Genomic DNA, 25444 nt, shown 5'->3' with positions numbered 1-25444 from the left:
CAGGCATGCCAAGTAAGGATGATGGCGGGACGTTGCGCGTTCTGCTGGTCGAGGATGAACCGCTCGATGCCGAACTGATTCTCGACCAGTTGCGCGAGGATGGCATGAGCATCGAATCGCGCCTGGTCGATGACGAGAAAGGGTTCCTGGCGGCGCTTGAAGAGTTCGATGCCGACCTTGTCATTTCCGACCTCAGCATGCCCGGCTTCAGCGGCTACCGCGCGCTTGAGCTGCTGCGCGAGAAGGATTCACTGCTGCCCTTCATCTTCGTTTCGGGAACGATCGGCGAAGATGCGGCGATCAAGGCGCTGAAGAGCGGCGCAACCGACTATCTGCTCAAGGAGCGCCTGGCTCGCCTCGCTTCGGCGGCGCGCCGGGCCGTCGAACAGTCCCGTGAAACCTCGGCGCGCGCGCGCGCGGAAAGCGAGCTCATGCGCGCACAACGATTCGAGAGTCTGGCGATGCTGGCCGGGGGTCTCAGTCATGACTTGCGCAACATCCTGCAACCCCTGCTGCTGACCGCCTCTGCACTGAACGACAGCTCCGATGAGGAGTTGCGCAAACATGGCGCCCTCGTCGGCGATTGCGCCCGCCGCGGCTTGCAGATGGTTGCCTCGATGCTCTCCTTCGCGCGCGGAGCCCGCGTCGAAGTCGAGCGCGTCCAGCTGGCAGCGCTCTTCGATGCGCTGGGTCTGCTGCTGCGCGGCAGCGTTCCGGAAAACATCGACCTCAAATTCGAGAATCCCGAAGAAGACATAGCGATCGAGGGCAATCAGACCGAATTGCAGCAGTGTCTGCTCAATCTGTGCCTGAACGCGATGCAGGCCATGCCCGAAGGCGGCCGCCTTGTGCTGTCCGCGGAACCGGCACAAATCGATGCAGCGTTTTTCGAGGAAGGCGAACTGCAGACGCCGGGCGCCTACCTCAAGTTGCTCGTCAGCGATACCGGTATCGGCATGGACGAGGAGGTGCGTGCCAGTCTGTTCCGGCCGTTCTTCACGACCAAGGAGAGCGGTACCGGACTCGGCCTGATCTCGTGCAAGCGCATCGTGACCAATCATCGCGGCTACCTGCGCGTGCTCAGCGAGCCGGGCCAGGGCACCACGTTCGAGGTCTATCTTCCGCTCGAGTCGGCTGACGCGGACGACGACGAATTGGCAGAAGTGCCTGGCGGCAGAGGCGAGAGAGTCCTCGTGGTTGTCGAGCGGCTCGGCAAGCAGACCATGCTCTCCGACAGTCTCGAATTGAACGGCTACGAAGTGACGACTGCCGGCAGCGGCTCGCATGCGCTGCAAAAGATCGCCGCGCTCGGTGCGCCCGACATCGTCGTGATGGACGCGGACCTCAACCTGATGAGTGGCATCGAAACCATTTCGGCCCTGCTCGATCTCGATTACACCGGCCCCCTTGTCCTCCTCGTCGACCCCGAAAAGCCGATTGATCGCGAGGGCTTGCCGCCGCTCGAGCACATGCGCTTCGTGCAGAAACCGGTATCCGTGCAACAGCTGCTGCGCAGTGTGCGCGGGGAACTGGATGCCATGGCCGGCAGCGGCTGACTCAGCGATTCGCGCCGGGCGCCGCGAACAACTGCTCCGCGCGCTGGAACAGGACCCACGAGGTCGCGATGTACTTGTTGCCGCTCCTGGGCATGTTGCCGCGGTGGGTATGGGTGAAGCCGGCCGGAGCGATCAGCAGTGACCCGGTTTGCGGCACGATCTTGCGTTGCTGGTACAGGAACTCCGTTTCGCCGGCGGCAAAGGCATCGTTGAGATAGATCGACCACAGCAATACGCGATGCAGCGTATCGCCGTTGTGGTCGCCGATTTTCGGATAGAGCTCGCAATGCCAGTACGGATAGCCGCCCTGGTCGGCGAGGTATTTCTGGATGTTGATGGTGCCCGGCCTGAAGACCTTGACCAGCAGCTGCTGCAGTCGCTCGTCGGGCAGGCTCCGGATCGCATCGGCATCGAGGGTGGTCAGCTCGCCGGTCTGCGGATCCGGCATCTGCAGGGACAACGGCGCAATGGTGGTATGCGGATACTTGCGCACATAGGCCATCAGTGCGCGCATCATCGCCGAGTTGAGCAGGTTGGAGGCCGCGGTCCATTCGCGATAGTCACTGATGCAGATGTCCCAGCTGTCCTTCAGTCGGGTGTTGACGCCGCCGCCGGTTTGCCCACGTACGGCCTTGCCGCTGGACTCGAACTGCTGGATCAGCGCGCGGCTATCGCGCTCGCTGATGGCATCCGTGTAAACCTCGATGAAATCGTCCGCCATGCCCGACGCTCCGCTGAGTCCGTTCTCAGCCTGTCTGGAAGACAATGCCAGCCGCGACACCGGCAAGCAATCCGGCGATCAGGTCCGCTGGCGCGTGGCGGCCCAGTTTCAGGCGTGACCAGGCCACGACCGTGCCGAATGTGGCGATGCCGACACCGACGCCGATCGAACCCGGAACGAAGGCGGCGAAGGCGATGAAGGCGACATGCAGGGACAGCTTCCACAACGGTGATGTCAGCAACGCGAGAAGAATGATCGCGGCCGACAGGAACAGGGCCAGGAACAGGGGCGAGAAACCCTGCTCGAACCATATCGCCGCCGCAGCCACCGCGAACAGGCAGAGCAGAAACAGGTTCAATGCGCGTCGCTCGTGGCTGCTGCTGGCATCCACGTGGCGCCAGCGACCGCGACGCACCTGAATGGCGCTGAACACCAGCACGAGGTTTCCGAGCAACAGGACGGCACCGATGGCCGAGGCACCGGCAGCGACCGTCGCATCGCGGCTGCGAACCGCCAGCCATGTCGCCAGCGGCATCACCAGCATCGGGTGGCCCAGAATGGACACGATGCGTGCCACGCGCTCCGCACTGATCACGGCTGCGCGATGCCATCAATGTTCGGGTCGCGGCGCATCATCCCGGCCTCGAAGAGCGGGCGAGGATTGTCGCGACTCCAGCGTGAATGCGCCAGCCTGCTGACAGGACGCTGTCAGCAGGCCTCGCCTATCGTCTCAGCGTGCAGTCGCGCACGTCAGCGAAGGAAGCAAGCATGTTGAATCCGAATGTTCCCGCCTGGTTCGAAATTTCCACCACCGATCTGGATCGTGCCCAGCGTTTCTACGAGAAGGTGCTGGAGGTCAAGATGCAGCGCGAAGAGATGGGCGGGTCGAAGATGGCGGTATTTCCGTATGGCGGAAGCCCCAACACCAGCGGCGCCCTGATCCATGCCGAGGACAATGAACCCTCCGTGCAAGGTTGTGTCATCTATCTAAGTGTCGTTGATCTTCGGCCGGTGCTTGAGCGAGCCGTTGCGGAAGGCGGCGACACCATCGTGCCACGCACCGCCCTGCCGGGGGACATGGGCTACTTCGCCCAGTTCATCGACAGCGAGGGCAACCGGGTCGGTTTGTGGTCGGCCAAATAAAGGCAGTCCGACCGAAGACCGACACGAATGACAGGAACTCGGCGGGAAGAAAGACCAGCTTCCGTTTCGGGGTGAGCTTGCACAAGCATGGGCGGAAGTTCGCCTTTGCCGTTCCGCAACGCGCGTTCATCCTTCGACGGGCTCGGAGCCTGCCCCGGACTCCGGTCCGGGGACGAACGTGCCGATGCAAGGTGGGGTCTCAACCGGGATCGGCCTTGAGGCAGTACCGCTCCAGCTTGCGCCTGATCTTGCCGGCCGATTGGCGTTGTCCGGCCGACGCGCGATGATGGCGACATGCGCCGGGCCGACCGACTGTTTCTGATCATCCACTCCCTGCGCGGGCGACGCACGGCGTTGCCCGCGCGGCAATTGGCCGAGACGCTGGCCGTCTCCCTCCGCACGATCTACCGCGACATCGCCGATCTCCAGTTGTCCGGCGTGCCGATCGAGGGAGAAGCCGGGGTCGGTTACCTGCTGCGCAAGGGATCAGACATTCCCCCGCTGATGTTCAACGCAGAAGAACTCGAAGCCCTGGTTGTCGGTACCCGTTTCGTACGAGCGTTCGCGGGGACGCGCCTTGCCGCGGGCGCGCGTTCGGCGCTGATCAAGATCGAAGCCGTGCTGCCGGACGAACAACGCGCGCGTGCGCAGCGATCGCGCATATTCGCACCCGGCGGATGGCAGACGTCGGCGCCATTGATCGACCGGCTCAACGAAGCCATCGAGCAGCGCAGGGTGATCGGCCTCGACTACCGAGACGAGGCGGGCAAAGCCAGCGCGCGCGAAGTGGAACCCTTGTGCCTGGCGTTCTGGGGAGGCAGCTGGACGCTCGGCGCCTGGTGCCGGATGCGCGAGGATTTCCGCAACTTCCGCCCCGATCGCATCATCGCGCTTGAGCTTCGCAGCGAACGTTTTGCCGACTGTCCCGAGCATGGCTTCGATGCCTATTTGCGCGCAATCGGTGCCGACCCGATCACGGATACGGGGCAACGCTGATCGAGTGGCACCCGCGTCATGGCCTTCTGAAAGCCGCCTCCATCAGTGAAAGCCGGTCGGTCAGCGACACCGGTCTGCGCCACTGGAACGGCATCGCCCCAGGCCCATTCGACGACGACATCTGCCCGAAGTGTCGAATGCCACCTGCGCAACCACGATCATCAGTGCGATCATGCTGCGGATGAGAACGTGGATCAGGCAATGAGAATTCTTTCAGTACTCCTTTTCGCAGCGGCTTTGACCTGCCCGGTCCCGGTCACTGCGCAGGCCGGCACCCGCCCCGGTGCCGATGAAACCTTCAAGGCCATCTACGAGAAGGAATGGGAATGGCGCAAGCAGCAGTTTCCTGGACTCGAGGAAGACAAGGACGGCAAGACGCGGGTCAGGTCGCTTCCCCAGGTCGATGCTGCGGCCCGGCGCGAACGCCTGCACGTGTGGCGCGGGGTGCTGGTTGAACTGGACGCGCTGCCTGTGGAGAACCTGTCGGCGGCCGAGCGCATCAACTATGCCGTGTACCGGCCGCAGATCGAGAATCTGATTGCCGAAATCGATTTCGGCAGCTACCAGATGCCGTTCAACTCGGATTCCTCGTTCTGGTCGAATCTCGGTTTCCTGACCCGCAAGCCGCTGCGCGATGCCGCGGCGGCCGAAGACTACATCGCCCAGCTCAGGGACATTTCGCGCTACTTCGAGCAGCAGATTGTCAACATGCGTGCAGGCCTCAAGCGCGGCTTCAGCGTGCCGCGTGCGGTGCTGCCGGGGCGCGATGCCTCGATCGCGGCCATTGCCGACCTGAGCGATCCGTCCGAGAGCGAGTTCTACAGCCCGCTGAAGAAACTGCCGACGAGCATGGATGCGGCAACACGCGAACGCCTGCAGGCCGAGGCTCTTGCCGCGATCCGCGAACAGGTCATTCCAGCCTATGCCAATCTGCTCGCGTTCTTCCGCAAGGAGTACATGACCAGGGCGCGCAAGTCGCTGGCCGCCGAAGCGATGCCCAACGGCAAGGCCTGGTACCGCCAGCAGATCCGCGAGTACACCACGCTTGACCTCGACCCCGAGCAGATCCACACGATCGGGCTCAATGAGGTCGCGCGCATCCAGGCCGAGATGCTCGAAACCATGCAGGAGGCGGGATTCGAGGGCAGCTTCGAGGAGTTTCTGGTTTTCCTGCGCACCGATCCGCAGTTCTATCCGAAGACCGGCGAGGAACTGCTCATGCGAGCCGCATGGATCTCCAAGCAGGTCGACGCCAGGCTGGCCGAGTTCTTCGGCCTGCTGCCGCGCGCACGTTTCAGCATCGAGCCGGTTCCGGCAGACATTGCACCGTTCTGGACTGCCGGTCGCGGCGGACCCACCACCTACTGGCTGAACACCTACGATCTCCCCTCGCGGCCCTTGTACAACCTGCCGGCGCTCACCCTGCACGAGTCTGCGCCCGGTCACTCCTTCCAGTTGTCGCTGGCCGACGAGCAGAGCGGGCAACCGGCGTTCCGGCGCAATGGCTACATCTCCGCCTATGGAGAAGGCTGGGGCCTGTATGTGGAGAAGCTCGGCATCGAGATGGGCATCTATACGACGCCCTACGAAAACTTCGGCCGTCTGACCTACGAGATGTGGCGGGCTTGCCGTCTTGTCATCGACACGGGCGTGCATCACAAGGGCTGGAGTCGCGAGCAGGCGCTGGCCTATCTTCGCAATCACACCGCGCTGAGCGAACACGAAGTCACGACCGAAGTCGACCGCTACATTTCCTGGCCGGCCCAGGCACTGAGTTACAAGCTTGGCGAAATCCGCATCGTCGCCTTGCGCAAGCAGGCCGAAGAGGCGCTGGGCGAGGACTTCGACATCCGTGCTTTCCACGATGCGGTACTTGCCCAGGGCTCGGTACCGCTGCCGGTTCTGGATCAGCAGATCCAGCAGTTCATCGCAACCAGCAAGGCAGCGGCCGCGGCGAAGAACGAAAAAGTGGCGCAGGAATAACTATAGGAGCCAACTTCAGCGGCGATGCTCCTCGCAGCAACATGGCGAAAGAGCATCGTTGCAGAAGAGGCCTCTTGCGAAGTGCCGGTCCGGCGGCGCGGAATTCGGTTACGGGTCAGGAGTTGCCGCTTTGTTGTTGGCTTCAGCCGTGACGCTCTTGTTCGCAATGGCGCAAAAAGCATCGCAGCTGAAGCTGGCTCCTTCAGACAATCGCATGACCGACGCAGGGTTCGATCCGTGTTCCGGGGATTCCCATCGGTACCCGGTAACGCCTACGGCCTTTCTTTCGGCTTCGGAGGCTTCTGCATCTCCTTGGCCGCTTCTTCCGCCCACTCTTCAATCAACTCGGCGCGCGCCTCCTTCTTGCTCGGGGCTTCTTCCGGCTCAGCTACGACGGGCGCTTCCGGATTTCCGGTGTCGATGTAGCGCAGCAAACGCTCCAGTTGCATGCCGAGAACCTCGTCGACGGCGGGTGCGAACTGGTCCAGTCCACTCGCGTCTGATCCGTTCACGCGATAGTCGACCAGCATTTCGGTCGCGCCGTTTTCCATTTCGGTCAGGCCGAAATCCAGAATTCCCTTGAGCGCGAATTCCTGCAACGGACCCAGTGCCGAATCCAGGCGCAGGGTCTGATCCTTCAATGCCATGATCACTCGACCGTGTTCGACACTGTTGCCCTGCCAGCGCTCGCAGAAGCAGCCACCGGCTTCGGGCTTGAGGCTCAGGTGCGCGGCATCGCCGGACCAGGTGTGTTCGGCACTCCACCATTTTTCCACGTGCGGCAGCAAGGCATAGACCTTGGTGGGCGACGCAGCAATCGTGGCCGTGAAGGCCAGATGGAAATGATCGGCGGAAGCCTCCTTGACTTCAGCCATGGCGGGCGCCGTTGCGCAGGCGAGGAAGAGTGCAATGACCGTGGCGAATTTCATGGGTTGTTCCCGCTGGAGACACTGGCTCGAATGACACCGGCTCGACGCTCGTCATTCCCCCGGCGCAGGTATGCCAATAGACGATATTCGGTGTCAATCCAGAGCCATTCGACCCTGGCATCCCTTGTCGCAGCGCCTGCGTCCGAGGTCACGCCGGCCTGTGGCGTTCGCTGCATTCAGGCATCCGCGTCGGTGGCCCATCCTTCACCGGAACCGCGCTGATAAACCTTGTCGTCGTCCTGGACCGAACCAGCCGGCAACGACTCCTTCGACGCGAGTTCTGCATAGATCGGAACGAAGTCCGGGCGCGTGGCATCCATGAGCTGCTCGAAACTGTCGATGACGAAATAGGTTTTCTGGAACGTGTCGATGCGGTAGCGCGTGCGCATGATGCGCTTGAGGTCGAAGCCGATACGGTTCGGCGAGGCCGACTCGAGGCAATGGATCGATTCACCCTTCGAGGAAACGATGCCGGAACCGTAGATGCGCAAACCGTCGTCCTGGCGTATCAGGCCGAATTCGACCGTATACCAGTACAGGCGGGTCAGGTTGACCAGAGCCTCGGCGCTGATGCCATGCGCCTTGACGCCGCCGCGCCCGTACGCCGCCATGTAGTCGGCAAACACGGGATTGAGCAGCAGCGGCACATGCCCGAACAGGTCATGGAACATGTCGGGTTCGGCGATGTAGTCGATCTGGTCCGGGCGCCGAATCCACCAGGTCACCGGAAAGCGGCGATTGGCCAGGTGCTCGAAGAAGGTCAGCTCGGGCAGCAGCCCCTCGACGCCGATCAATTGCCAGCCTGTCGCCTTGTCGAGCACCGCGTTGAGCTCCTCGAATCGCGGGATCTGGTCCGGCGTCATGCGGAAGCGCGTCTGGTTCTCGATGAACTCGTTGCAGGCGCGGCCCTTGAGCACTTCGCGCTGGCGTCGGAACAGGGTCGCCCAGGTGGCGTGGTCCTCCGGCGTATAGCTGTCCCAGGGCTGGTCGACAACGGCGGTCGTATAGACCGGGACATAGCCCTTGTCGGTGAGCTGGTTTTCGACGCGGCGCGGCTCGCTGGACATGAAAAGTCACGGGGAATGGGTAGAGTCACCATCCTAGAGGGACACAGGCGCAACAGGCTTGCGTTCTTGCCTTGGTGAGCAGATTGGGCGCATATTTCTTGCGTCAATGCACGAAATGGCGCACGAAATGAGCGAATCAACGGTTTCCGGGCTGGATCGCACCGATCTTCGCGTGCTCGCCCTGCTCCAGCGCAGCGGCCGCGCGACCAATGCGGACATTGCCGAGGCCGTGAACCTGTCCGCATCGGCCTGCCTGCGACGCATCCAGCGCCTTGAAGCCGATGGGGTCATCGCCGGCTATGCCGCCCTGGTCGATCCACAGGCGGTTGGCCTCGGTCTGCAGGCCTTCGTCCGTGTGCAACTGGAGAAACACGGCGCCCGCGAAGTGCAGCACTTCGTCGAAAGCGTGCAAAGCTGGAACGAGGTCATCGCCTGCCATGCCTTGACCGGCGAAATGGATTATCTGATGCACATCGTGGTCAGCGATCTCGAACACTTCTCGCGCTTCCTGCTCGACAAGCTGCTCAATGAAACCGGCGTCGCCGATGTCAATTCGAGTTTCGTGTTGCGCACGGTCAAGCAGACCCGCGAATTGCCGCTGGATCATCTGAGTCGAAGCTGATCAATCGAGTTTGTTCAATGCAGGGTGTGCGACTTGCCATCCTCATCGCGTCGGCTTGCGGGAAATCGCAGGACACGCGGTTCATCCGCATTTGCCGAATCCCGCTTCCAGAGCACCGGAACTTCAGCGGGGCGGGGCAGTTCGAGTTCGGCATCCAGCGCGAACGCATCTTCATCCTCGTCTTCCTCGTCTTCCCAGCTGTAGCGCTTGCGGATCGGCTTCGGATCCAGCCGGAACAACAGGATCGCGGCGATCACGCCACTGATGGCGCCGGCCAGGTGGTACTCGAAGGAAACCTGTTCCTCGCGCGGCAGTACGGTCAGCAGCATGCCACCGTAGAAGAAGAACACGACCAGCGATATCGCGACACCGAGGCGATCTCGGCGCAGCAGGCCGGTCAGGAACAGAAAGAACATCAGCCCATGATTGATGCCGCTCATGCCGACATGGGTCGAGTCGCGTGCGAACAGCCAGACGCCGATACCGGATGCCAGCCAGATCGCTGGCATCGCGTAGCGCGCCGCCAGCGGGTAGGCATACAGGGTCAGCGTGGCGAGCAGGGCCAGCGGCAGCGTGTTCGACATCAGATGCGAGAACGACGCATGCGCCAGTGGCGCGCTGAGAATGCCGAGCAGGCCGCCGAGCCGCCTCGGCTCGATGCCGAGATCGCCCATTTTCCAACCGAGCAACCAGCCGCCCAGCCAGACCAGCCAGATGCCTGCAAGCAGGATCGCCGCACTGAATACGGCGTAGTTGATGCGTTCCCGGTCGAACTTGACCGCGGTACTGCCCGGATCGGGTGTAGGGGGAGCAATGTCCATTCACAGCACGTTGGGTCGGCTGCGGCGGCTGCAAGGGTGGGCTGTTTGGAGAGACCTGGCGGCACCCTATTTCCCTGCCGCCATCGGTATGCGGGTGCCGGCGGGGTTTCGCTGTTTTTCGGGGTGTGAACCTGGCAGGACCTGGTTCTCTCCGCGGGCCTGACATCGATCACTCACCCTTTGTCTCCGCAGACGCTCGTTCGAAAGGGGTAGTCGAGCGCTTCCCGCAGGGCTGACTTCTATGCGCCTCTCAAGCCCCCGCAAACGATTGGTCAAAGGGTAATCGCCCGGCTCCGGCGGGGTTGGCTCGAATATTGCTGAAGTCTGGGGCCCAAGTACCTGAGCCGTCATGAATTTTCACATTCCCACCGCGATGCAGCTGACAGCCACGATGAGCATGATCATCGGCCTGGCACTAGCCCTGACCCTGACCGGCTTTCCGGCTACCTTGCGGCAGCCGATGCGCTTGTGGGTACGCGGATTGCTGATTCAGCCGTTTTCCTATGCCCTGTTCTCCCTGCGCGGGCAGGTTCCCGACTGGCTTTCGATCATCGTTGCCAATGCCCTGCTGGTGATCGCGTTTGCGCACATTACCGAGGCTCTGCGCATCTACAGTCGCAAGTCGCCGTTGACCGGGCTGATGCTGGTCCTGGTGGGCCTCGCCGTTGTTGGCGAAATCCTGCTCACCTATGTTTGGCCCAGCCTGTACGGGCGCATCATCCTCATCTCGGTGATGATCGGGCTACAGGCCAGCATCGGCGTCGAAGCCATCTATCGCAAGCAGGATTCGATTACCCGGCCCGAGCATCTGGTAGCGTTGATGTTGCTGGTGGGCGTTGCCATCATGATTGTCAGGGTCGCAATCGTGCCTGCGCCGGGCTTCATGGAGCTGACCATGTCCTCGCCGCTGCAGGGCATCGTATTCACGTATGCCGCCTTGCTGCCGGTGATTGCGACCTCGGGCTTCCTGCTCATGTGCGGCGAGCGACTGAACAAGGACCTCGCCCGCCTGGCCACGATCGATCCGCTGACGGGCGTGTACAACCGTCGGACCATGGCGGAACTGGCGAACAAGGCCATAGCCACGAGCAAGCGCCATGGCCGGTCCTTGTCGCTGTTGATCCTCGACATCGATCACTTCAAGCGCATCAATGACCAGTTTGGCCATGAAGCCGGGGACCTGGCCCTGTGCCGCGTGGTCGAGATCATGCACGGCGTCTTGCGCGGATCGGACGTCATCGCGCGAATCGGTGGCGAAGAATTTGTCGCCATCCTGCCCGACTCGAACGAAGCCGCCGCCGCAAACCTGGCTGAACGCTTGCGCGAGCGGCTGGAAGAAAGCGACTTCTCGGTCAGTGGTTGGCCTGTACCGTTGCGCGCATCCATTGGGGTCGGTTCGATGGGCCCGTCGATCAGCAATCTCGAGACCCTGTTGCGCGAAACCGATCGTGCCATGTACGCGGCCAAACGCACGGGACGCAACCGCGTGGTCGCGGCGTCGACCCTGGAGAAGGGGCAGGACGGTGTTGCGGGGGATCGCCCGGAGATTTCCTCCGGCTCCTACTGAGGGCGTTCGATCAGGCGACTGGCTATCAGCGAGCTGCCGATCAGCAGGGCCACCATGCCCAGCGACAATCCGATCGGCACCTTCCAGATATCGGCGATCAGCATCTTGGCCCCGATGAAGACCAGCACCGCCGCCAGCCCATAGTTGAGCAGATGGAAGCGATCGGCCATGCCGGCAATGAGGAAGTACAGCGCGCGCAATCCGAGCACGGCGAACACGTTCGACGTCAACACGATGAAGGGGTCTTCAGTGATCGCGAAGATCGCCGGAATCGAGTCGACCGCGAAGATCACGTCGGTGACGGCAAGCAGGGCGATCACCACGAACATCGGCGTAAACCAGCGAACGCCGTCCTTGACCACGGTCATCGACGTGCCGTGGTACTCGCTGGTCAGGCGCAGGTGGCCACGCATCCAGCGCATCATCGGATTGGCCTCGAAATCCGCTTCGTCGTTCGGCGCCCGCACCATCTTGATCCCGGTATAGACGAGGAATGCCCCGAAAACATAGAGGATCCAGTGATAGCGCGCGATCAGCGCAGCACCAATGAAGATGAGAATCGCACGCAGCACGATGGCGCCGAGGATGCCGATCATCAGGGCACGCTGCTGCAATTCGGGAGTCACGCCAAATCGATTGAAGATCAGCAGGAATACGAAGATGTTGTCGATCGCCAGCGCCTTTTCGACAACATAGCCGGTCAGGAACTGCAGAGCCGTTTCATCCGCGACCGCCGGGCTGGAATGTCCGCCCAGCCAATACCAGAGGCCCAGGTTGAACAGCATCGCCAGCACGATCCAGGCAATGCTCCACCAGGCTGCTTCCTTGAAGGAAACCTTGTGCGAGCCACCGGCCTTCAGAACGGCGAAGTCGATGATCAGGGCAACAACAACCAGTAGCCCGAAGGCTGACCAGAGGCCGGGGGTACCGATGGTGTGCATTGCCTGGACTCCAACTGCAAAAAAGGCCCCGCGCCGGTGACGGCGATCAGGGCCTCGGTTATTTCCGGGCACAGCTTCGCCGTCGTGCGGCGAAGGTCTTGCTCGCAGGATACGGTGCCAGGCACCGGAAACTGCCTGCCGGACCGGGACCGGCGGGGCGGTCCGTGCTGACGATCACGGCAACGGGAGAGCTACTCCCCTTCGTTTACGCGCATGACTGTATCCGAACACCTGGTAAAAGTCATCGGCCGCCGCGGTAACAAAGCGTGACGGGGTTGGGGTTCGGAGATCGGCAGTAGAGCGTGAGGGATGGGAAGCGGCGAGCGGCACGTAGAGCGCAGCGAACCCCGGCATGTCGGGAGGTTGCTCCGAGCCTGACCCCCCTCATTGGCGATGTCGGGCGCGGCGACCGAAGGGAATTGCTTTCTCGGGGGCATTCGCCCGGCCCCACCGGCGAAAAGCGGGGAAGCGGGACCCGCCCGGTCGACGGGCTGGCGACCGGGGCGAAAATCCGTGTGGCAGGCGCGTTCGCTTATCATTCACCGATGAGCAACCATCCAGCGGGACCGCTGCCCGTCGTACAGCTGAAAATCGAACGCCGTTCCAACCATCCCTGGATCTATCAGAAGATGGTCGAGCGCCCCGAGCCGAAGCCCAAGCCCGGCAGTATTGTCGAGATCGTCGATCGCAACGGCGAGTACGCCGGTCGCGGCTTCTACAATGGCCACTCGCGCATCAGCTTGCGCGTACTCACGGCCGACATCGAGGAGCAGGTCGACGAGGCCTTCTTCGAACGCAAGATCGCGGCGGCCGTGAGCCTGCGCCGGGACCTGCTCAAGCTCGATGCGGTCACCGACGCCTACCGCCTGATCCACTCCGAAGGGGATGGCTTGTCTGGCCTGATCGTCGATCGATTCGCCGGCACTCTGGTCGTCGAATTCTTCTCGGCCGGCATGTACAAGCAGCGCGAACTGATCCGTCGTTGCCTGCTTGCGCATTATCCGGACAGCGAGATCTACGCCTACGCCGAACAGCACGTGCAGAAGCAGGAGAGCTTCGACTGTGCCGTGCCGCCAACACCGGAACCGACGGTCATCCACGAGCACGGCGTCAGGTTCCATGCTGCACCGGGCAGCAAGCACAAGACCGGCTTCTTTGTGGACCAGCGTGAAAATCGCAAGACCCTCGCCGAGTTCTGCGAAGGCAAGCGGGTTCTCGACCTGTGCTGCAACTCCGGTGGCTTCGGCATCACCGCAAAGACCATAGGCGGGGCCAGCGAAGTCGTCGGTGTCGATCTCGACGAGAGCATCCTCGAGATCGCCGAGAAGAACGCCTACCTGAACAAGGCGAAGGTTCGCTTCGTCCAGGCCGACATCTTCCACTGGCTGCGGGATTTCCCGAACAACAAGGCCGAAAAGTTCGATGTCGTGATCCTCGATCCGGCCAAGATGACGCGCGACCGCGAGCAGGTGATTCCGGCGCTCAAGAAGTACCTCGACATGAACAAGCTCGCGATGGGTGCACTCAAGCCCGGCGGCATCCTGCTGACCTGTTCCTGCACGGGCCTGGTCAGCGAAGACCAGTTCCTCGACATGCTGCGTCGTGCGGCGTTCTATGCCGGACGCACGGCCCAGGTGCTCAAGGTGACCGGTGCAGGCGCCGACCATCCCTGGCTCGCGCACGTTCCCGAGAGTCGCTATCTCAAGGCCGTCTTCTGCCGGGTGGATTGAGGGTAGTTTGCGCTCGTCGAATCTTGCGCTGCCTTGGCGGTCGCTGTCCAAGGCCGTCCTGCAAGTACGGTTGAAATCCCGATTTTTCCGCCATGCCGTCGGTCGGGACCAGACGGGTATCGACCGCCATCCGGGCGCTTGCCAGGTCGATCCTGAAGGACGCGAGCAGGTGCCGCACAGCAGACGGAGAACGGCAGGCAGGGTTTAAGGCCGGGCGAAGCGCCTTGATGGGGAGTCAGACCGAATCAGGAGCCAGGGCCCCTCCGTCGCTGGTCTGACCCATCCGCGATTCAGCGTTGCGATTCGTCGAGCGGCGCCCGCGTTGCCGCTGCGTAGTTGGCTGTTAGACTTTGCCTCTGCAGTGTTATCGGGAACCCGCATGGCGCGCCACGGCAAGAAAACCACCGTTGTCCCCACCGTCAGCGTGGCCCAGGCCGAAGAGGCCGTGCGCACGCTGCTGCGCTGGGCCGGCGAGGACCCTGCGCGCGAGGGACTGCTGGATACACCGAAACGCGTGGTCAACGCCTATCGCGACTGGTTCTCGGGCTATGCCATCGATCCGGCCGAATACCTGCGTCGCACGTTTGAAGAAGTCGCCGGCTATGACGAAATGATCGTGCTGCGTGACATCGAGTTCGAATCGTATTGCGAGCACCATATGGCGCCGATCATCGGTCGCGCGCATATCGGCTATCTGCCGACCGACAAGGTGGTCGGCATCAGCAAGCTGGCGCGCGTGGTCGATGCCTATTCGCGGCGCTTCCAGGTCCAGGAGAAACTGACCGCGCAAGTCGCTCGTTGCATCGAGGACGTGCTGAAGCCGCGCGGCGTCGGCGTGGTCATCGATGCCGTGCACCAGTGCATGACGACACGCGGCGTGCACAAGCGTGGCGTTTCGATGATCACCAGCCAGATGCTCGGCGATTTCCGTGACGATGCGCGCACCCGTGCCGAATTCCTGCGCTTCATCAATATCAACTCGAAGAACTAGCAGCTGGCACGCACGACTTCCAGCAGGCACTGGTCTCCAGGCAATTGCTGTATCGTGCGCTGCGCTGACCTTCCCTGATTCCTTCCGAATGACCTCCGAGGCCGACCACACGCCACCGCGCCGCGCCGCGATCATCTTCGTGTTCGTCACGGTGGTGCTCGACATGCTGGCCTTCGGAATCATCATTCCGGTGTTTCCGCACCTCGTGCAGTTCATGACCGGCGGCGAGATCAGCACGGCCGTACGCTGGACCGGCATCATGGGCGCGATGTTCGGCCTCATGCAGTTCGTCTTCTCTCCGGTTCAGGGCGCCTTGTCCGATCGCTTTGGCAGACGTCCGGTCATCCTGGCCTCAAATCTTGCGCTGGGTCTGGATTTCATCGTCATGGCCGTGGCCCAGACCCTTCCGATCCTTTTTGTCGGAAGGATCATCTCGGGAATCGCGAGTGCCAGCATCTCGACCGCGAACGCCTACATAGCCGACGTCACTTCCAGGGAAAAAAGGGCCGCTGCCTACGGCCTGATGGGCGCAGCCTTCGGCATCGGATTCATCTTTGGTCCGGCCCTGGGCGGATTCCTCGGCGGATGGTCGGTACGCGCGCCATTCTGGGTAGCCGCGGGCCTGGCCCTGACCAATTTCCTCTACGGCTTCTTCATCCTGCCCGAATCCCTGCCCAGGGAGCGTCGCAGCAAGCGTTTCGATTTCAGGGAAGCGAACCCGCTCGGGGCGCTGCGCATGCTGCGCCGCTATCCGCAGGTCTTTGCGCTGTCCATCGTCTTCTTTCTCGCCGCACTGGCCCAGTTTTCGCTCAATTCGACCTTCGTGCTCTACAGTGACTACCGCTTTTCCTGGGGTCCGCAGGAAGTCGGCTACACCCTGGCCCTGGTCGGCCTGTGCAGCGCGATTGTGCAGGCCGGGCTCGTACGCCGGCTGGTGCCCCTGTTCGGTGAACGTCGCGTCATGCTGGCCGGACTGGTATTCGGCGTCAGCGGGTTCCTGACCCTGGGCTTTGCCGCGACCAGCACGCTGTTCCTGCTCGGAATCCCCTTGCTCGCCCTGGCAGGGCTCGGCGGACCGACCACGCAGTCGATCATCACCCGCCAGGTCGATCCGAGCGAACAGGGTCGACTGCAGGGCGCGATCACCAGCCTCGGCAGTCTGGCTACCGTGTTCGGGCCCTTCATCTTCAGCCAGATCTTCGCGTTCTTTATCGGACCCGCAACACCCGTGCAACTGCCCGGGGCCGCCTTCATCCTGTCGGCGATCCTGCTCGGGTTCGGATTCGTTCTCGGCTGGCGCGCAACGGCCGATCTGCATCCAATCACGCCTGCCGCCGCGCACGCCGAAGCCGGTCTGCCCGGAACCGGCGAACTGCCCGCACTCGCCGATGTGGAGGATCGCCCATGAGCGAAGCCAGAGAGAAACCGATCGCGCCTTCGTGCGAGCGAAATCGCGATCCGATCCTTGAAGTCCTGCGCTCGGTCTTCGCCGATCGCGCCCACGTGCTCGAAGTCGGAAGCGGCACCGGTCAGCACGCCGTGCATTTCGCCGAAGCGCTTCCGGATCTGGTATGGCAGACCAGCGAGCGCGAGGAACATGTTCCTGGCATCAGGCTCTGGCTGGACGAGGCCGGTCTCGACAATACCCCGGCGCCGCTTGTGCTTGACGTCACTCAGCCGACCTGGCCCGAGCAGAAGTTCGACGCAGTCTTCAGCGCGAATACCTTGCACATCATGGCCTGGTCCGAGGTCAAGGAACTGTTCATTCACTTGCCCGGGGTCATGACCGCGGATGCGAAACTCGTCATCTACGGACCCTTCAACATCGATGGGCGATTTACCAGTCCAAGCAATGCGGGATTCGACCGATGGCTCAAGGAACAAGGCGAACACATGGGCATACGTGACCTCGCCGATGTGGACACGCTGGCTGCAAGCGCCGGCCTGTATCGGGTTGCCGACCACGCATTGCCTGCCAACAATCGCTGCGTGGTCTGGCAGCGCCGGGACTGAAGCGGCGGCCAAGGCAACGGATCGCATCGTTGCCGCACGACCCGGTTGGACGTGATCCAATGACGATCAGCGGGGAGTGAGGGAATTCGCAGGCAGTCGTGACACGATGTGCTCCGCCATGGCCCGACCAAATTCCGTGTAGCTCGCTTCGGACGGATGGAAGCCATCCTGGCTGAAGCGATTCTCCTGTGCCTCGAACTCGACCGGCACGTGCACGGAACACGAGTGTGCGGCGATCGTGTCGCGCAGGATGCGATCCAGACTTTCGCCGCGATAGCCAATCACCGATCGAAGCGGGTGCGGTAGCAGTGGAAACTCCCGAAGCGGTGGAATGCCGGCCATCGCAACAACGGCGCCTGGCGAATGCGAGGCCAACGCCAGTAGCAGCGCATCGAGATTCTTCTTCCAGCGTGCCGTGCGTGTCAGCGCGGTGACGTCGTTGACGCCGATCGAGACCACGAACACATCAACGGACTCGGCCGGCAGGCGTGGAACCAGTTCGTCGAGCATGTCCGTCGAATTGATGCCGCTGCGACCGATCGCCCGCCAATGGACCGTACGCCCGGACAATGCGGCCATCGCTTCCGCCGTGCGCCCGACCAGGGCCGTGGCCAGCGTGGAGGCGCCGACCCCGGCAATGATCGAGTCGCCGATCGCGAGCAGGCGCAGCGGCGGGCCGCTGCCAACCGATCCCGAATCCGGACCCTCTGCCGGCGTCATGCGCAGCGCATTCCGACGCACGCGCAGGGCCTGCACGGCAACGACGGGCAATGAACTCCAGAACACGAAGCTGCGCAGCATCAGGCGGGCCGCCGATTGCGCTGGTACGCCAGAAGAGCCAACCATGCACTCATTGACGCGTCAGCTCCACGCCATCGACCGTCATGAGCCAGCGACCGCCCACTTGATGCGGAGGTGCCGAGACCCTGAAGGTCGTCACCGCCGGGCCGAAGCCCACCTCGAAATCGTCGCCCGTGAATCCCTTCAGCGGTCCCTCGATTGAAACCCGCCCGCCCTTTTTCAAGCGGCTGTAGGCAATGCTGCCGTCCCGGGTAATCAGCAGCCACATGCCTTCCGAACTCCACCACTCGCCCACGTAATCGATCTTGTCGGCACGAACAGGGACTGCGCAAGCAGACAGCAGGAGGGCAAGCAGGAGTGGCAGCGCTACGCGTCCGATCTGCATCGGTCGTCTTCGTGTCCATGACGGGTCCGATTCATGCTGCGGCGGCGCAGGCGACTGAACAGGACAACTGCTCGAAGCGAGCGACCTCACGTCCAGGCTGGCGGCATCCATGAGCATTCCGAAGTGCTCAGCGTCTTGTCAGCTCAACGCCATCCACTGTCATCATCCACTGATCGCCCACCTTGTGCGGTGGAGAGCTGACCTTGAATGTCGTCACCATCGGGCCGAGTCCCACTTCGAAATCATCGCCCTTGAAACCTTTCAGCGGCGCATCGATGGAAGTCTTCGCACCCTTTTTCATGCGGTGATAGACGACACTGCCATCCTGGGTGATCAGCAGCGACATGCCATCGGCGTTCCATTCGCCGACATAGTCGGACTTGTCGGCCGGTACGGCGACGCCGCAGGCGGTCAGCAGAAGGGACATCAGGAGCACAAGATTCGGAAGGCGTGCTTGCATCGGGTTTCTCCCTGGCGCGTCCGGTATGGAGGCGGTGGATGCAAGGGTAGTCCCCGAACAGGCGGGAGTCACCCTGAGGTCGTCTTTTCGCAGCAAAGCAAGACAATGCTGGTCCGCTGGCCCGAGGTTACCGCGACTGGCCGCCCTGCAGCATCGCGGCCATCTTCTGGTGGATCAGATTGATCGCCTTGAGCGGGCGCAACATGACCTTGAACTCGATGATAAGCCCGGCCTCGTTCCAGCGGATCATGTCGACGCCATTGACTTCGATGTCGTCAATCACCACGCGAAACTCGAGAACCGCATCACGATCGGTCTTGAGCTCGCGCACGTAGGCGAATGACTCATTGAAAAAAACCTTCAGGGCCGCTGCCAGATACTGCGTCGTGATCCTCTTGCCCACCTGTGCGGTATGCACAACCGGCGAATGGAACACAACATCGTCGGCAAGCAGCGCGTCCAGCCCTCGGATGTCCCTGCTGCGGACCAGTTCGTGCCAGGAGGCGAGTGGGTCATTGCTCATCGATCGGTATTCCTGCATTGGCCGGATCAAGATTCAAGCTGTCTGCTTCACACGTCGGCTCATGATCACGATCAGCGGAACGATCACGACCGTCGGTGCCAGCCAGAGTACCAGTGCCGGATGAAAAACGAGGTTGACGACGAGGAACGCGGTAATGGCGGCGATCGTCGCCGCGAGCATCATGGTCAGGTGGCGGGCAATGCGCGCCGGACCGCTGACGCCACCGCCGCGGATGATGCGGATGTCATTGACGCCCAGGAATGCGCCGATGACTCCGAACACCAGCATGATTGAGCCGCCGCTGTTGCCTCGGGACAAAAGCAACACACCGTAGGTCGCCATGGCCCCGGCACACAGCAACATGGAAATCGCCCGAACCCTGTCGACGCGTTGCGGCCTGCCCGATCGGTTGCGTGCAAGGCACCAGCCGGAAAACGCCAGGTAGAAACTGAAGATGGCGATCAGGAGCAGGAAGATGTTCGCGCGCAGGATAGACAACGGCACGGCCGTCACGAAGACGACCGACATGGCCACAACGAACGTGCGGCCGGCCAGCACATGCCACCGACGTCCGCGATTGATGACCTTGTTGCCGGCAGCAAGCAGGCCCGAACCGAGCGCGGAGAAGCCGGCTGCGATATGCAGAGCCAGCAACAGCGAAGTTGCCGTAGCCATGGCGCGGATGCTCCTGTCGGGCGCTGCGCCAGCGACTCCTGTGTCCGCGCAGCTCTGTATTCAGAATATCAGTGCCCGGGGACCGATGCCGGACTATCGACGCGTCTGAGCTCCGCCTTGAAGCGTGGCTTGTCGTTTCGCTGCAGCGCATAGACGAGACGTCCACCGTCGTCCGCCAGGCTGATCGTCCAGACATTGGTGGCGGCCTCCGGTATCAGCTTCGCGGTATGAGCATCGGCAGCGAATGATTGCTCTGTCGCGCTGCCGCCGGGACGGGATTTGCCGCCGTACATGCTGATCGCGTCCTCTGTCCCGTCCGCATGTCGATGATCATGCTGCAACTGCAGGCCGCTGTCCGTGCGACTGATGATCCAGGTGCGCGAGGTGTCGTCGCCAACCGCAAACGGTATGCGGATTTCGCTGTCGGTGCAGGTTTCAACCTGCGCAACCAGCAACTTGCCGGCGAAGGCATCCTGGCCTTCGGCAGGAAAGGTCATGGCACCTTCGAAGCGTGTGCCGCAAAGCCGGTGCAACGAGTCGAAGAAGGCATTGGCCGCGGTGTCGGCAAGCGCTACGGGCGTTGCCGCCATGCCGAGCAGCGCCGAGAACATCAGGAATAAGGTGCGGTTCAGGGCGCGACAAGACCGGTCCGGCACACTTCGAAGATTTTGCATGGACGTTTCCCGCGGTGGTGACAATTGAAGGTGAGCAACGCCAGCAAGGGCATCACTGACAAGGCAAGGTAATCGGCGAAGACGGCAGCCGGTACGAACAGCCACTGTCAGATCGACAGGCCTGGCGGATGGCCGTTGTAGCAGGGAAATTCGTCGTCTGGATATACAAACGGGCAGTGCGAACGCGAGTCCGCATTGGATGTCGGTTCTTTCACGGGGCCCTTGCCGATGGGTCAGGCAAGTCCCGATTGCCGGCGTTGCCCAGAGCGGCAACAGGGGGTTGCCGCCCTGAGTGATCCCTGCCTTGAGGGCTACTGGTTCCTCAGTCGTTCAAAGGTTTCGACCTGGCCACTGTCGCTGACGTTGCAGACATACTTGCCATTGTCGTACTGCAGGATGATCTCCCACCAGCCCGGTTTCAGCGCGTTGCTGGTTACGACCTTTCCGTACCAGTCCTCGACGGCATTGCAGGCGCGTACGGCGGCGGCCGGTGGTTCGGTCGCAGCAGCGGCTCCCGGCTCACGCAACTTCTCGAACGATTCGACCTCACCCGAGTCGCTGACGTTGCAGACATACTTGCCATCGTCGTACTGCAGGATGATTTCCCACCAGCCCGGCTTCATCGCATTGCTGGATACGACCTTCCCATACCAGTCTTCGACGGCATTGCAGGCTCGAATCGCGGAGTTGGGAGCTTTGCCATTGGAGGCATATCCGGAATTGTCGCCCTCATCCGAACTGCTCGAGGCATTGTTGCTGCCTTGCAATTCGAATACGGCGCGACAGCCCTTGTCGACCCAGACGGTGTGTTTGGTGATACCCCAGTTCTCGTCCTCGACGCAGCGGGTCTTGCTCAGCTGCTGCTTGATCTTGACCACACCGCCTGTATTCATTTCGCAGGAAACGCGTTTGTCGTGCTCGGATTCACATTTCACTACGTTTCCCGCGGCCTGAACCTGTACGGCGAAACAGGTCAGGAAAGCCAGGCCGATCAATTGCCTTGTTTGCATGGGGGGTCTCCCGGTTGTGATCGATGTCTCTCGATGTGGAAACTGTCTGAAACAGCTCAGGATGTTTCAGCAGGGGCAGAACGTACACGACAGATGATCTCGGGTATAGCGCGGGATCGACAATGCAGGATGGGCGGAATGGACGCTCTGCCGTTGCCAAGCCTACCGGCTGTATTTGAGCAGTTCCATACCAGGCCACTGTTGCTAACAATGGTTTAACGATTCCTGCTCAGGACGACTTCAGTCGCTGATCAAGGGTTCGACCAGCAGCGCCAGTTGGGCAAGCGACTCCTGCCATCCGAGTTCACACCTCTAGACCGGAATCATCTCGGGAATGCCGGTCTGCGTGATTGCAAGGTCGGACCCACAGGAGACTTTGTTTGAATAAATTGTGGTCTCCAATTCTCCGGGCAGGTTCGGGTCGTCGAAGACGTCCGAATGGCGGATGCGCTCGTTCGGGATCAGTTCGCGGTACTTGCCGCCGAAGGTGTGACCGTTGCCTGTGGAGGAGTTGGTGGACGCCCTTTGGAATCTGCCGCCGACGCGGACGTCCATCTTGTCCATCGAGCAGGTGGACCCGTACGGAAGCAGCCATTTGGCCATCGCGGCGGCATCGAGACAAGCCCGGTAGAGTTTTTCAGGGGCGGCACGCAGTACGCGATGCAGGCGAATGGCATGGGCCGTCATGTCGGATTACTGGTTCTGGCCGGCGGATGGAGAACTCTGTCCATGGTTGGCCTGCCATGTCGACAGTCCGTGTCACGTCCGCAGCAGGATTTCTATTGATGCCGAATTGCGGGCAGAATGGATTTCCGGGAATGGGAGTTCGCTCATGTCTGCAAGCCTGTTGTTGGGGTTGTTGATCGCTGCGCTCGGCGTAGCCGTGATCTGGATCTTCAATCGCCTGGTTCGCGACCGAAACCAGGTCGCTGCCGCGTGGAGCGACATCGACGTGCAGCTGCAGAAGCGCCACGACCTGATTCCGCCGCTGGTCGAGATTGTGCGCGGTTACGCCACGCACGAACGCGAGCTTCTGGAGCGCGTGACCGCAGAGCGAACGCAGAGTCGCAATGCGCACAAAGTGGGATCAAAAGGGGAGATCGAACGCGCCCTCGGCAACGATGTCGGTCGCCTGATCGCGCTGGCCGAAGCCTATCCGGATCTCAAGGCCAGCGAGAATTTCGCCCAGCTCAACAACGAGCTGGTCAAGGTCGAGGACCACCTTCAATACGCACGCCGCTTCTACAACGGCTCGGTGCGCCAGTTCAATGACCGCATCCAGGTTTTTCCGCACGTGCTCGTGGCACGCGGTTTCGGATTTCGCGAGGCGGAATTCTTTGATGCACCGGATTCAGCGGCTTCTGCCCCACAGGTGAAATTGTGAGCCGCCGCGGCTGGGCATGCATGTTGGTGCTGGTCTTGCTGGCGTTCTCAGCAACGACCACTGCGAACGAATCCATTCTTTCCTACCACAGCGACATCGCGATTGCTGCTGATGCCACGATGGTCGTGCGCGAAACGATTCGCGTGCGCGCCGAAGGCGACCAGATCAAGCGCGGCATCTACCGCGATTTCCCGACCACCTACCGCGATCCGCAGGGACAGCGCTACGTCACCGGATTCGACCTCGTCAGTGCAACACGCGATGGCAAGAAGGAAGCCTGGCACAGCGAGACCCTCGGCAATGGCGTGCGCATCTACCTTGGCAACAAGGATGTGACTCTCGAGCCGGGTGAGTACACCTATGTGATCGAGTACCGGACTTCGCGCCAGCTCGGTTTCTTTGACGAACACGATGAGCTGTACTGGAACGTGACCGGCAACGGCTGGGCCTTCCCGATCGAAGCGGCGAGCGCCAGCGTGCATCTGCCCGAGCCGGTCAGCGCGGATCGGCTCAAGGCATCCGGTTACACCGGGCCGCAAGGCTCGACCGAGGCCCGACTTGATGCCGAGGTCATGGATGGCGGCGCCCGCTATCGCGCAACGCGCGCGCTCGGTCCAGAGGAAGGGCTCAGCATTGTCCTTGAATTCCCCAAGGGCATCGTTGCCGAACCGACCACCGAACAGAAGGTTCGCTGGCTGCTGGCGGACAACCGCCAGTTGCTGATCGGCGCAGGCGGACTGATCCTGCTCTGGATCTACTACGGACTGATGTGGACGCGCTACGGTCGCGATCCGGAACGCGGCGTCGTTGTTCCTCAGTATGAGCCTCCGAATGGCTATTCCCCGGCTTCGCTTCGCTACATCCGGCGCATGGGCTACGACCGATCGTGTTTCGCCGCAGCGGTGCTCGGGCTGGCGGCCAAGGGTGCGCTCGACATCGAGGATGACAAGGGCGAGATCACGCTCAAGTCAAAAGGCGGAAGGGTCGATTTCGCACCAGGCGAGGCGGCGATCATGAAGACGCTGTTCGCGGCAAGCAAGTCGATCGTGCTGAAAACCAGCGAGACCACGGCGCGCAAGATGAGTGCGACCAAGGACGCACACAAGGCGGCTCTGGCGGCCGACTATGAAAAGAAGTACTTCCTTACCCACCGACGCAAGTTGATCCCGGCCGTTCTGTTTTCAATTCTCTGCCTGTTGGCCGCCGCAATCGCCATGCCTGGCGAAGCCAAGTTCGCCGTGCTGTTCATGTGCGTCTGGCTGAGTGGCTGGAGCTTTGGCGTCTACGCCCTCGTCTCGCGTGCACTAGCGGGCTGGCGTGGCGCGCGTGGATTCTTCGGGCACTTTGGCGCGGCCTTCATGTGGCTGTTCGCCCTGCCATTCATAGCGGGCGAAATCTTCGGCCTGGTGGCCATGGCCATGATTGCCGGCTTCGGCCTGATGTTCGTCTTTATCGCCGTGATCGGCACGAATATCGCCTTCTACCACTGGATGAAGGCGCCAACCCAGGATGGCGCGAAGTTGCTTGATCGTATCGAGGGCTTCCGCTGGTATCTCGGCGTGGCCGAGAAAGACGAGCTCGACGCGCGCTATCGTCCCGAAGACAACCCTGAACAGTTCAGTGTGTTCCTGCCGTACGCCTTTGCGCTCGATGTCGAACAGGCCTGGGCCCGGCGTTTCGCCGACGCATTGCCGAGCGATCAACTCGAAAAGGCGCAGCCCAGCTGGTATCACGGCAGCACCGCGCTGAACGCGGCGGGTCTCACCGGACTCACCAGTGGGCTGACCTCCAGTCTTGGCAATTCGATTTCCTCGGCCTCGACGGCGCCCGGCTCAAGCTCCGGTGGATCTTCCGGCGGTTCGTCGGGCGGCGGTGGAGGGGGCGGTGGCGGAGGCGGCTGGTAGCCAGGTTCGAGAGCTGATCAGCGAGTTCGCGAGTTGTACGAGTTCATGAGCTGAGCAAGCCCGCCCGCACTCTTTCCGTAGTTGTCGGGAAGGGCGGCGTCCACACCGGCCAGCCTGCGACTGAGCTCGCTGCCGCCACGTGTGCCCTTGTAGTTCTCCGCCCAAGTCCAGCCGACCAGATCGTTGGGACCCATACGAACCGGCACGAAGGACTCGACGTCCTGCCAGCGCACCCGGTGCTTCCTGAACAGCGAACAGTAGGTGAATCCCCGTGCATCCAGCTTCAGCCAGGTGCTTCCAGGCAGCAGCTGGACGACGAACACCAACGCACACAGACCGAAGAAGGCGATGATGAAGGATCCCGTCAGGGCTTTCTCGGGCAGCATCCAGACGCCGCAGGCGACGAACAGGATCGAGACCGCCAACAGCAGGCACTTCTTGAGCAGGCTGGAGGTCGATTGCTGCGGTCGCAGGGTCCTGTCGGGCAGGCTCATGAGCGGTGTGCGGTGCGTTGGCGGTCAGAGTCGATCCGCCGGTTTCCGTCCTGA

General features: G+C 62.1%; 27 protein-coding genes. 12 read left to right on the top strand and 15 right to left on the bottom strand.

The window, feature by feature from the left end:
- Positions 1-5: 5 nt before the first annotated feature.
- Positions 6-1556 (top strand): response regulator, encoded by a 1551-nt coding sequence (locus tag R3F00_RS00760; protein WP_371279784.1) that lies wholly within the window; start codon positions 6-8, stop codon positions 1554-1556.
- A gap of 1 nt (position 1557) precedes the next feature.
- On the opposite strand, the gene R3F00_RS00755 is transcribed toward R3F00_RS00760, so the two are convergent.
- Both R3F00_RS00755 and R3F00_RS00750 read right to left on the bottom strand, forming a co-directional pair.
- Positions 1558-2277 (bottom strand): 2OG-Fe(II) oxygenase, encoded by a 720-nt coding sequence (locus R3F00_RS00755; protein ID WP_371279783.1) that lies wholly within the window; start codon positions 2275-2277, stop codon positions 1558-1560.
- Positions 2278-2302: 25 nt separating this feature from the next.
- Positions 2303-2872 (bottom strand): hypothetical protein, encoded by a 570-nt coding sequence (locus tag R3F00_RS00750; protein ID WP_371279781.1) that lies wholly within the window; start codon positions 2870-2872, stop codon positions 2303-2305.
- A 173-nt stretch (positions 2873-3045) separates the two neighbouring features.
- On the opposite strand from R3F00_RS00750, the gene R3F00_RS00745 reads away from it, so the two are divergent.
- The 3 genes from R3F00_RS00745 to R3F00_RS00735 all read left to right on the top strand — a co-directional run bounded on the left by R3F00_RS00745 (position 3046) and on the right by R3F00_RS00735 (position 6399).
- The gene (locus R3F00_RS00745; RefSeq protein ID WP_371279780.1) at positions 3046-3420 is read left to right on the top strand and encodes a VOC family protein; all 375 of its coding nucleotides are present in this window, start codon (positions 3046-3048) and stop codon (positions 3418-3420) included.
- Between the two features lie 294 nt (positions 3421-3714).
- Positions 3715-4416, top strand: coding sequence for a helix-turn-helix transcriptional regulator (locus R3F00_RS00740; protein ID WP_371279779.1), 702 nt, complete (start codon positions 3715-3717; stop codon positions 4414-4416).
- A gap of 201 nt (positions 4417-4617) precedes the next feature.
- The gene (locus R3F00_RS00735; RefSeq protein ID WP_371279777.1) at positions 4618-6399 is read left to right on the top strand and encodes a DUF885 family protein; all 1782 of its coding nucleotides are present in this window, start codon (positions 4618-4620) and stop codon (positions 6397-6399) included.
- A 272-nt stretch (positions 6400-6671) separates the two neighbouring features.
- On the opposite strand, the gene R3F00_RS00730 is transcribed toward R3F00_RS00735, so the two are convergent.
- On the bottom strand, positions 6672-7328 hold the full coding sequence (locus R3F00_RS00730; protein ID WP_371279776.1) for a hypothetical protein: 657 nt from the start codon (positions 7326-7328) through the stop codon (positions 6672-6674).
- Positions 7329-7504: 176 nt separating this feature from the next.
- Positions 7505-8395 carry a phenylalanine 4-monooxygenase gene (phhA, locus tag R3F00_RS00725; RefSeq protein ID WP_371279775.1) on the bottom strand — a complete coding sequence of 297 codons (891 nt, stop codon included), beginning with the start codon at positions 8393-8395 and terminating at the stop codon, positions 7505-7507.
- A gap of 127 nt (positions 8396-8522) precedes the next feature.
- On the opposite strand from phhA, the gene R3F00_RS00720 reads away from it, so the two are divergent.
- Positions 8523-9017, top strand: coding sequence for an Lrp/AsnC family transcriptional regulator (locus tag R3F00_RS00720; RefSeq protein WP_371279774.1), 495 nt, complete (start codon positions 8523-8525; stop codon positions 9015-9017).
- A gap of 14 nt (positions 9018-9031) precedes the next feature.
- Here the strand turns inward: R3F00_RS00720 and R3F00_RS00715 are convergent, their stop codons facing one another.
- Positions 9032-9838: a rhomboid family intramembrane serine protease gene (locus R3F00_RS00715; protein ID WP_371279773.1), complete on the bottom strand. Its 807-nt coding sequence runs from the start codon at positions 9836-9838 to the stop codon at positions 9032-9034.
- Positions 9839-10187: 349 nt separating this feature from the next.
- On the opposite strand from R3F00_RS00715, the gene R3F00_RS00710 reads away from it, so the two are divergent.
- On the top strand, positions 10188-11405 hold the full coding sequence (locus tag R3F00_RS00710; RefSeq protein ID WP_371279772.1) for a GGDEF domain-containing protein: 1218 nt from the start codon (positions 10188-10190) through the stop codon (positions 11403-11405).
- Here R3F00_RS00710 and R3F00_RS00705 read toward each other — a convergent pair.
- Positions 11399-12346, bottom strand: coding sequence for a TerC family protein (locus tag R3F00_RS00705; protein ID WP_371279771.1), 948 nt, complete (start codon positions 12344-12346; stop codon positions 11399-11401). The two genes, R3F00_RS00710 and R3F00_RS00705, sit on opposite strands and share 7 nt — an antisense overlap.
- Before the next feature lie 545 nt (positions 12347-12891).
- Here R3F00_RS00705 and R3F00_RS00700 point away from each other — a divergent pair.
- The 4 genes from R3F00_RS00700 to R3F00_RS00685 all read left to right on the top strand — a co-directional run bounded on the left by R3F00_RS00700 (position 12892) and on the right by R3F00_RS00685 (position 17080).
- Positions 12892-14076 (top strand): class I SAM-dependent rRNA methyltransferase, encoded by a 1185-nt coding sequence (locus R3F00_RS00700; protein WP_371279770.1) that lies wholly within the window; start codon positions 12892-12894, stop codon positions 14074-14076.
- Between the two features lie 379 nt (positions 14077-14455).
- Positions 14456-15067 (top strand): GTP cyclohydrolase I FolE, encoded by a 612-nt coding sequence (gene folE, locus R3F00_RS00695; protein ID WP_371279769.1) that lies wholly within the window; start codon positions 14456-14458, stop codon positions 15065-15067.
- Positions 15068-15155: 88 nt separating this feature from the next.
- Entirely contained in the window at positions 15156-16475 is a 1320-nt protein-coding gene (locus tag R3F00_RS00690; protein WP_371279768.1) for a TCR/Tet family MFS transporter, read from the top strand.
- Positions 16472-17080 carry a DUF938 domain-containing protein gene (locus tag R3F00_RS00685; RefSeq protein WP_371279767.1) on the top strand — a complete coding sequence of 203 codons (609 nt, stop codon included), beginning with the start codon at positions 16472-16474 and terminating at the stop codon, positions 17078-17080. The genes R3F00_RS00690 and R3F00_RS00685 overlap by 4 nt, the downstream gene beginning before the upstream one ends.
- A 66-nt stretch (positions 17081-17146) precedes the next feature.
- Here R3F00_RS00685 and R3F00_RS00680 read toward each other — a convergent pair whose 3' ends face one another.
- From R3F00_RS00680 to R3F00_RS00645, 8 genes are all read right to left on the bottom strand, one after another.
- Positions 17147-17926: an SGNH/GDSL hydrolase family protein gene (locus R3F00_RS00680; protein WP_371279766.1), complete on the bottom strand. Its 780-nt coding sequence runs from the start codon at positions 17924-17926 to the stop codon at positions 17147-17149.
- Positions 17927-17930: 4 nt separating this feature from the next.
- A complete protein-coding gene (locus R3F00_RS00675) occupies positions 17931-18266 on the bottom strand; it encodes a hypothetical protein (RefSeq protein WP_371279765.1) in 336 nt (111 codons plus the stop codon).
- 127 nt (positions 18267-18393) lie between these two features.
- Positions 18394-18726, bottom strand: a complete 333-nt coding sequence (locus tag R3F00_RS00670) for a hypothetical protein (RefSeq protein ID WP_371279764.1) — start codon at positions 18724-18726, stop codon at positions 18394-18396.
- A gap of 127 nt (positions 18727-18853) precedes the next feature.
- Complete coding sequence (locus R3F00_RS00665; RefSeq protein WP_371279763.1) at positions 18854-19249, bottom strand: nuclear transport factor 2 family protein; 396 nt, start codon at positions 19247-19249, stop codon at positions 18854-18856.
- Positions 19250-19282: 33 nt separating this feature from the next.
- The gene (locus tag R3F00_RS00660) at positions 19283-19924 is read right to left on the bottom strand and encodes a hypothetical protein (RefSeq protein ID WP_371279762.1); all 642 of its coding nucleotides are present in this window, start codon (positions 19922-19924) and stop codon (positions 19283-19285) included.
- Positions 19925-19992: 68 nt separating this feature from the next.
- The gene (locus R3F00_RS00655) at positions 19993-20598 is read right to left on the bottom strand and encodes a hypothetical protein (RefSeq protein ID WP_371279761.1); all 606 of its coding nucleotides are present in this window, start codon (positions 20596-20598) and stop codon (positions 19993-19995) included.
- A 311-nt stretch (positions 20599-20909) separates the two neighbouring features.
- Positions 20910-21608, bottom strand: coding sequence for a DUF3011 domain-containing protein (locus R3F00_RS00650; protein ID WP_371279760.1), 699 nt, complete (start codon positions 21606-21608; stop codon positions 20910-20912).
- A gap of 312 nt (positions 21609-21920) precedes the next feature.
- Positions 21921-22295: an SRPBCC domain-containing protein gene (locus R3F00_RS00645; RefSeq protein WP_371279759.1), complete on the bottom strand. Its 375-nt coding sequence runs from the start codon at positions 22293-22295 to the stop codon at positions 21921-21923.
- A 145-nt stretch (positions 22296-22440) separates the two neighbouring features.
- Between R3F00_RS00645 and R3F00_RS00640 the strand changes: the two genes are divergently transcribed.
- Together R3F00_RS00640 and R3F00_RS00635 are read left to right on the top strand one after the other, a co-directional pair.
- Entirely contained in the window at positions 22441-22992 is a 552-nt protein-coding gene (locus tag R3F00_RS00640) for a LemA family protein (RefSeq protein ID WP_371279758.1), read from the top strand.
- Positions 22993-23012: 20 nt separating this feature from the next.
- Entirely contained in the window at positions 23013-24896 is a 1884-nt protein-coding gene (locus R3F00_RS00635; RefSeq protein ID WP_371279757.1) for a DUF2207 domain-containing protein, read from the top strand.
- 17 nt (positions 24897-24913) lie between these two features.
- Here R3F00_RS00635 and R3F00_RS00630 read toward each other — a convergent pair whose 3' ends face one another.
- Entirely contained in the window at positions 24914-25390 is a 477-nt protein-coding gene (locus tag R3F00_RS00630) for an STM3941 family protein (RefSeq protein WP_371279756.1), read from the bottom strand.
- Positions 25391-25444 lie beyond the last annotated feature (54 nt).

The sequence above is a fragment of the Dokdonella sp. genome (assembly GCF_041395345.1).
In the GTDB taxonomy this organism is placed as follows: domain Bacteria; phylum Pseudomonadota; class Gammaproteobacteria; order Xanthomonadales; family Rhodanobacteraceae; genus Dokdonella.
The sequence above is the reverse complement of the archived record's forward strand: the minus strand, read 5'-3'. Positions and strand labels throughout refer to the sequence as shown.

Bases quoted from the DNA above. Each gene is read 5' to 3' on its own strand.
- R3F00_RS00760 (WP_371279784.1), top strand. From the start codon at position 6: ATGCCAAGTAAGGATGATGGCGGGACGTTGCGCGTTCTGCTGGTCGAG.
- R3F00_RS00755 (WP_371279783.1), bottom strand. From the start codon at position 2,277: ATGGCGGACGATTTCATCGAGGTTTACACGGATGCCATCAGCGAGCGC.
- R3F00_RS00745 (WP_371279780.1), top strand. From the start codon at position 3,046: ATGTTGAATCCGAATGTTCCCGCCTGGTTCGAAATTTCCACCACCGAT.
- R3F00_RS00740 (WP_371279779.1), top strand. From the start codon at position 3,715: ATGCGCCGGGCCGACCGACTGTTTCTGATCATCCACTCCCTGCGCGGG.
- R3F00_RS00735 (WP_371279777.1), top strand. From the start codon at position 4,618: ATGAGAATTCTTTCAGTACTCCTTTTCGCAGCGGCTTTGACCTGCCCG.
- R3F00_RS00730 (WP_371279776.1), bottom strand. From the start codon at position 7,328: ATGAAATTCGCCACGGTCATTGCACTCTTCCTCGCCTGCGCAACGGCG.
- phhA (WP_371279775.1), bottom strand. From the start codon at position 8,395: ATGTCCAGCGAGCCGCGCCGCGTCGAAAACCAGCTCACCGACAAGGGC.
- R3F00_RS00720 (WP_371279774.1), top strand. From the start codon at position 8,523: ATGAGCGAATCAACGGTTTCCGGGCTGGATCGCACCGATCTTCGCGTG.
- R3F00_RS00715 (WP_371279773.1), bottom strand. From the start codon at position 9,838: ATGGACATTGCTCCCCCTACACCCGATCCGGGCAGTACCGCGGTCAAG.
- R3F00_RS00710 (WP_371279772.1), top strand. From the start codon at position 10,188: ATGAATTTTCACATTCCCACCGCGATGCAGCTGACAGCCACGATGAGC.
- R3F00_RS00705 (WP_371279771.1), bottom strand. From the start codon at position 12,346: ATGCACACCATCGGTACCCCCGGCCTCTGGTCAGCCTTCGGGCTACTG.
- R3F00_RS00700 (WP_371279770.1), top strand. From the start codon at position 12,892: ATGAGCAACCATCCAGCGGGACCGCTGCCCGTCGTACAGCTGAAAATC.
- folE (WP_371279769.1), top strand. From the start codon at position 14,456: ATGGCGCGCCACGGCAAGAAAACCACCGTTGTCCCCACCGTCAGCGTG.
- R3F00_RS00690 (WP_371279768.1), top strand. From the start codon at position 15,156: ATGACCTCCGAGGCCGACCACACGCCACCGCGCCGCGCCGCGATCATC.
- R3F00_RS00685 (WP_371279767.1), top strand. From the start codon at position 16,472: ATGAGCGAAGCCAGAGAGAAACCGATCGCGCCTTCGTGCGAGCGAAAT.
- R3F00_RS00680 (WP_371279766.1), bottom strand. From the start codon at position 17,926: ATGGTTGGCTCTTCTGGCGTACCAGCGCAATCGGCGGCCCGCCTGATG.
- R3F00_RS00675 (WP_371279765.1), bottom strand. From the start codon at position 18,266: ATGCAGATCGGACGCGTAGCGCTGCCACTCCTGCTTGCCCTCCTGCTG.
- R3F00_RS00670 (WP_371279764.1), bottom strand. From the start codon at position 18,726: ATGCAAGCACGCCTTCCGAATCTTGTGCTCCTGATGTCCCTTCTGCTG.
- R3F00_RS00665 (WP_371279763.1), bottom strand. From the start codon at position 19,249: ATGAGCAATGACCCACTCGCCTCCTGGCACGAACTGGTCCGCAGCAGG.
- R3F00_RS00660 (WP_371279762.1), bottom strand. From the start codon at position 19,924: ATGGCTACGGCAACTTCGCTGTTGCTGGCTCTGCATATCGCAGCCGGC.
- R3F00_RS00655 (WP_371279761.1), bottom strand. From the start codon at position 20,598: ATGCAAAATCTTCGAAGTGTGCCGGACCGGTCTTGTCGCGCCCTGAAC.
- R3F00_RS00650 (WP_371279760.1), bottom strand. From the start codon at position 21,608: ATGCAAACAAGGCAATTGATCGGCCTGGCTTTCCTGACCTGTTTCGCC.
- R3F00_RS00645 (WP_371279759.1), bottom strand. From the start codon at position 22,295: ATGACGGCCCATGCCATTCGCCTGCATCGCGTACTGCGTGCCGCCCCT.
- R3F00_RS00640 (WP_371279758.1), top strand. From the start codon at position 22,441: ATGTCTGCAAGCCTGTTGTTGGGGTTGTTGATCGCTGCGCTCGGCGTA.
- R3F00_RS00635 (WP_371279757.1), top strand. From the start codon at position 23,013: ATGTTGGTGCTGGTCTTGCTGGCGTTCTCAGCAACGACCACTGCGAAC.
- R3F00_RS00630 (WP_371279756.1), bottom strand. From the start codon at position 25,390: ATGAGCCTGCCCGACAGGACCCTGCGACCGCAGCAATCGACCTCCAGC.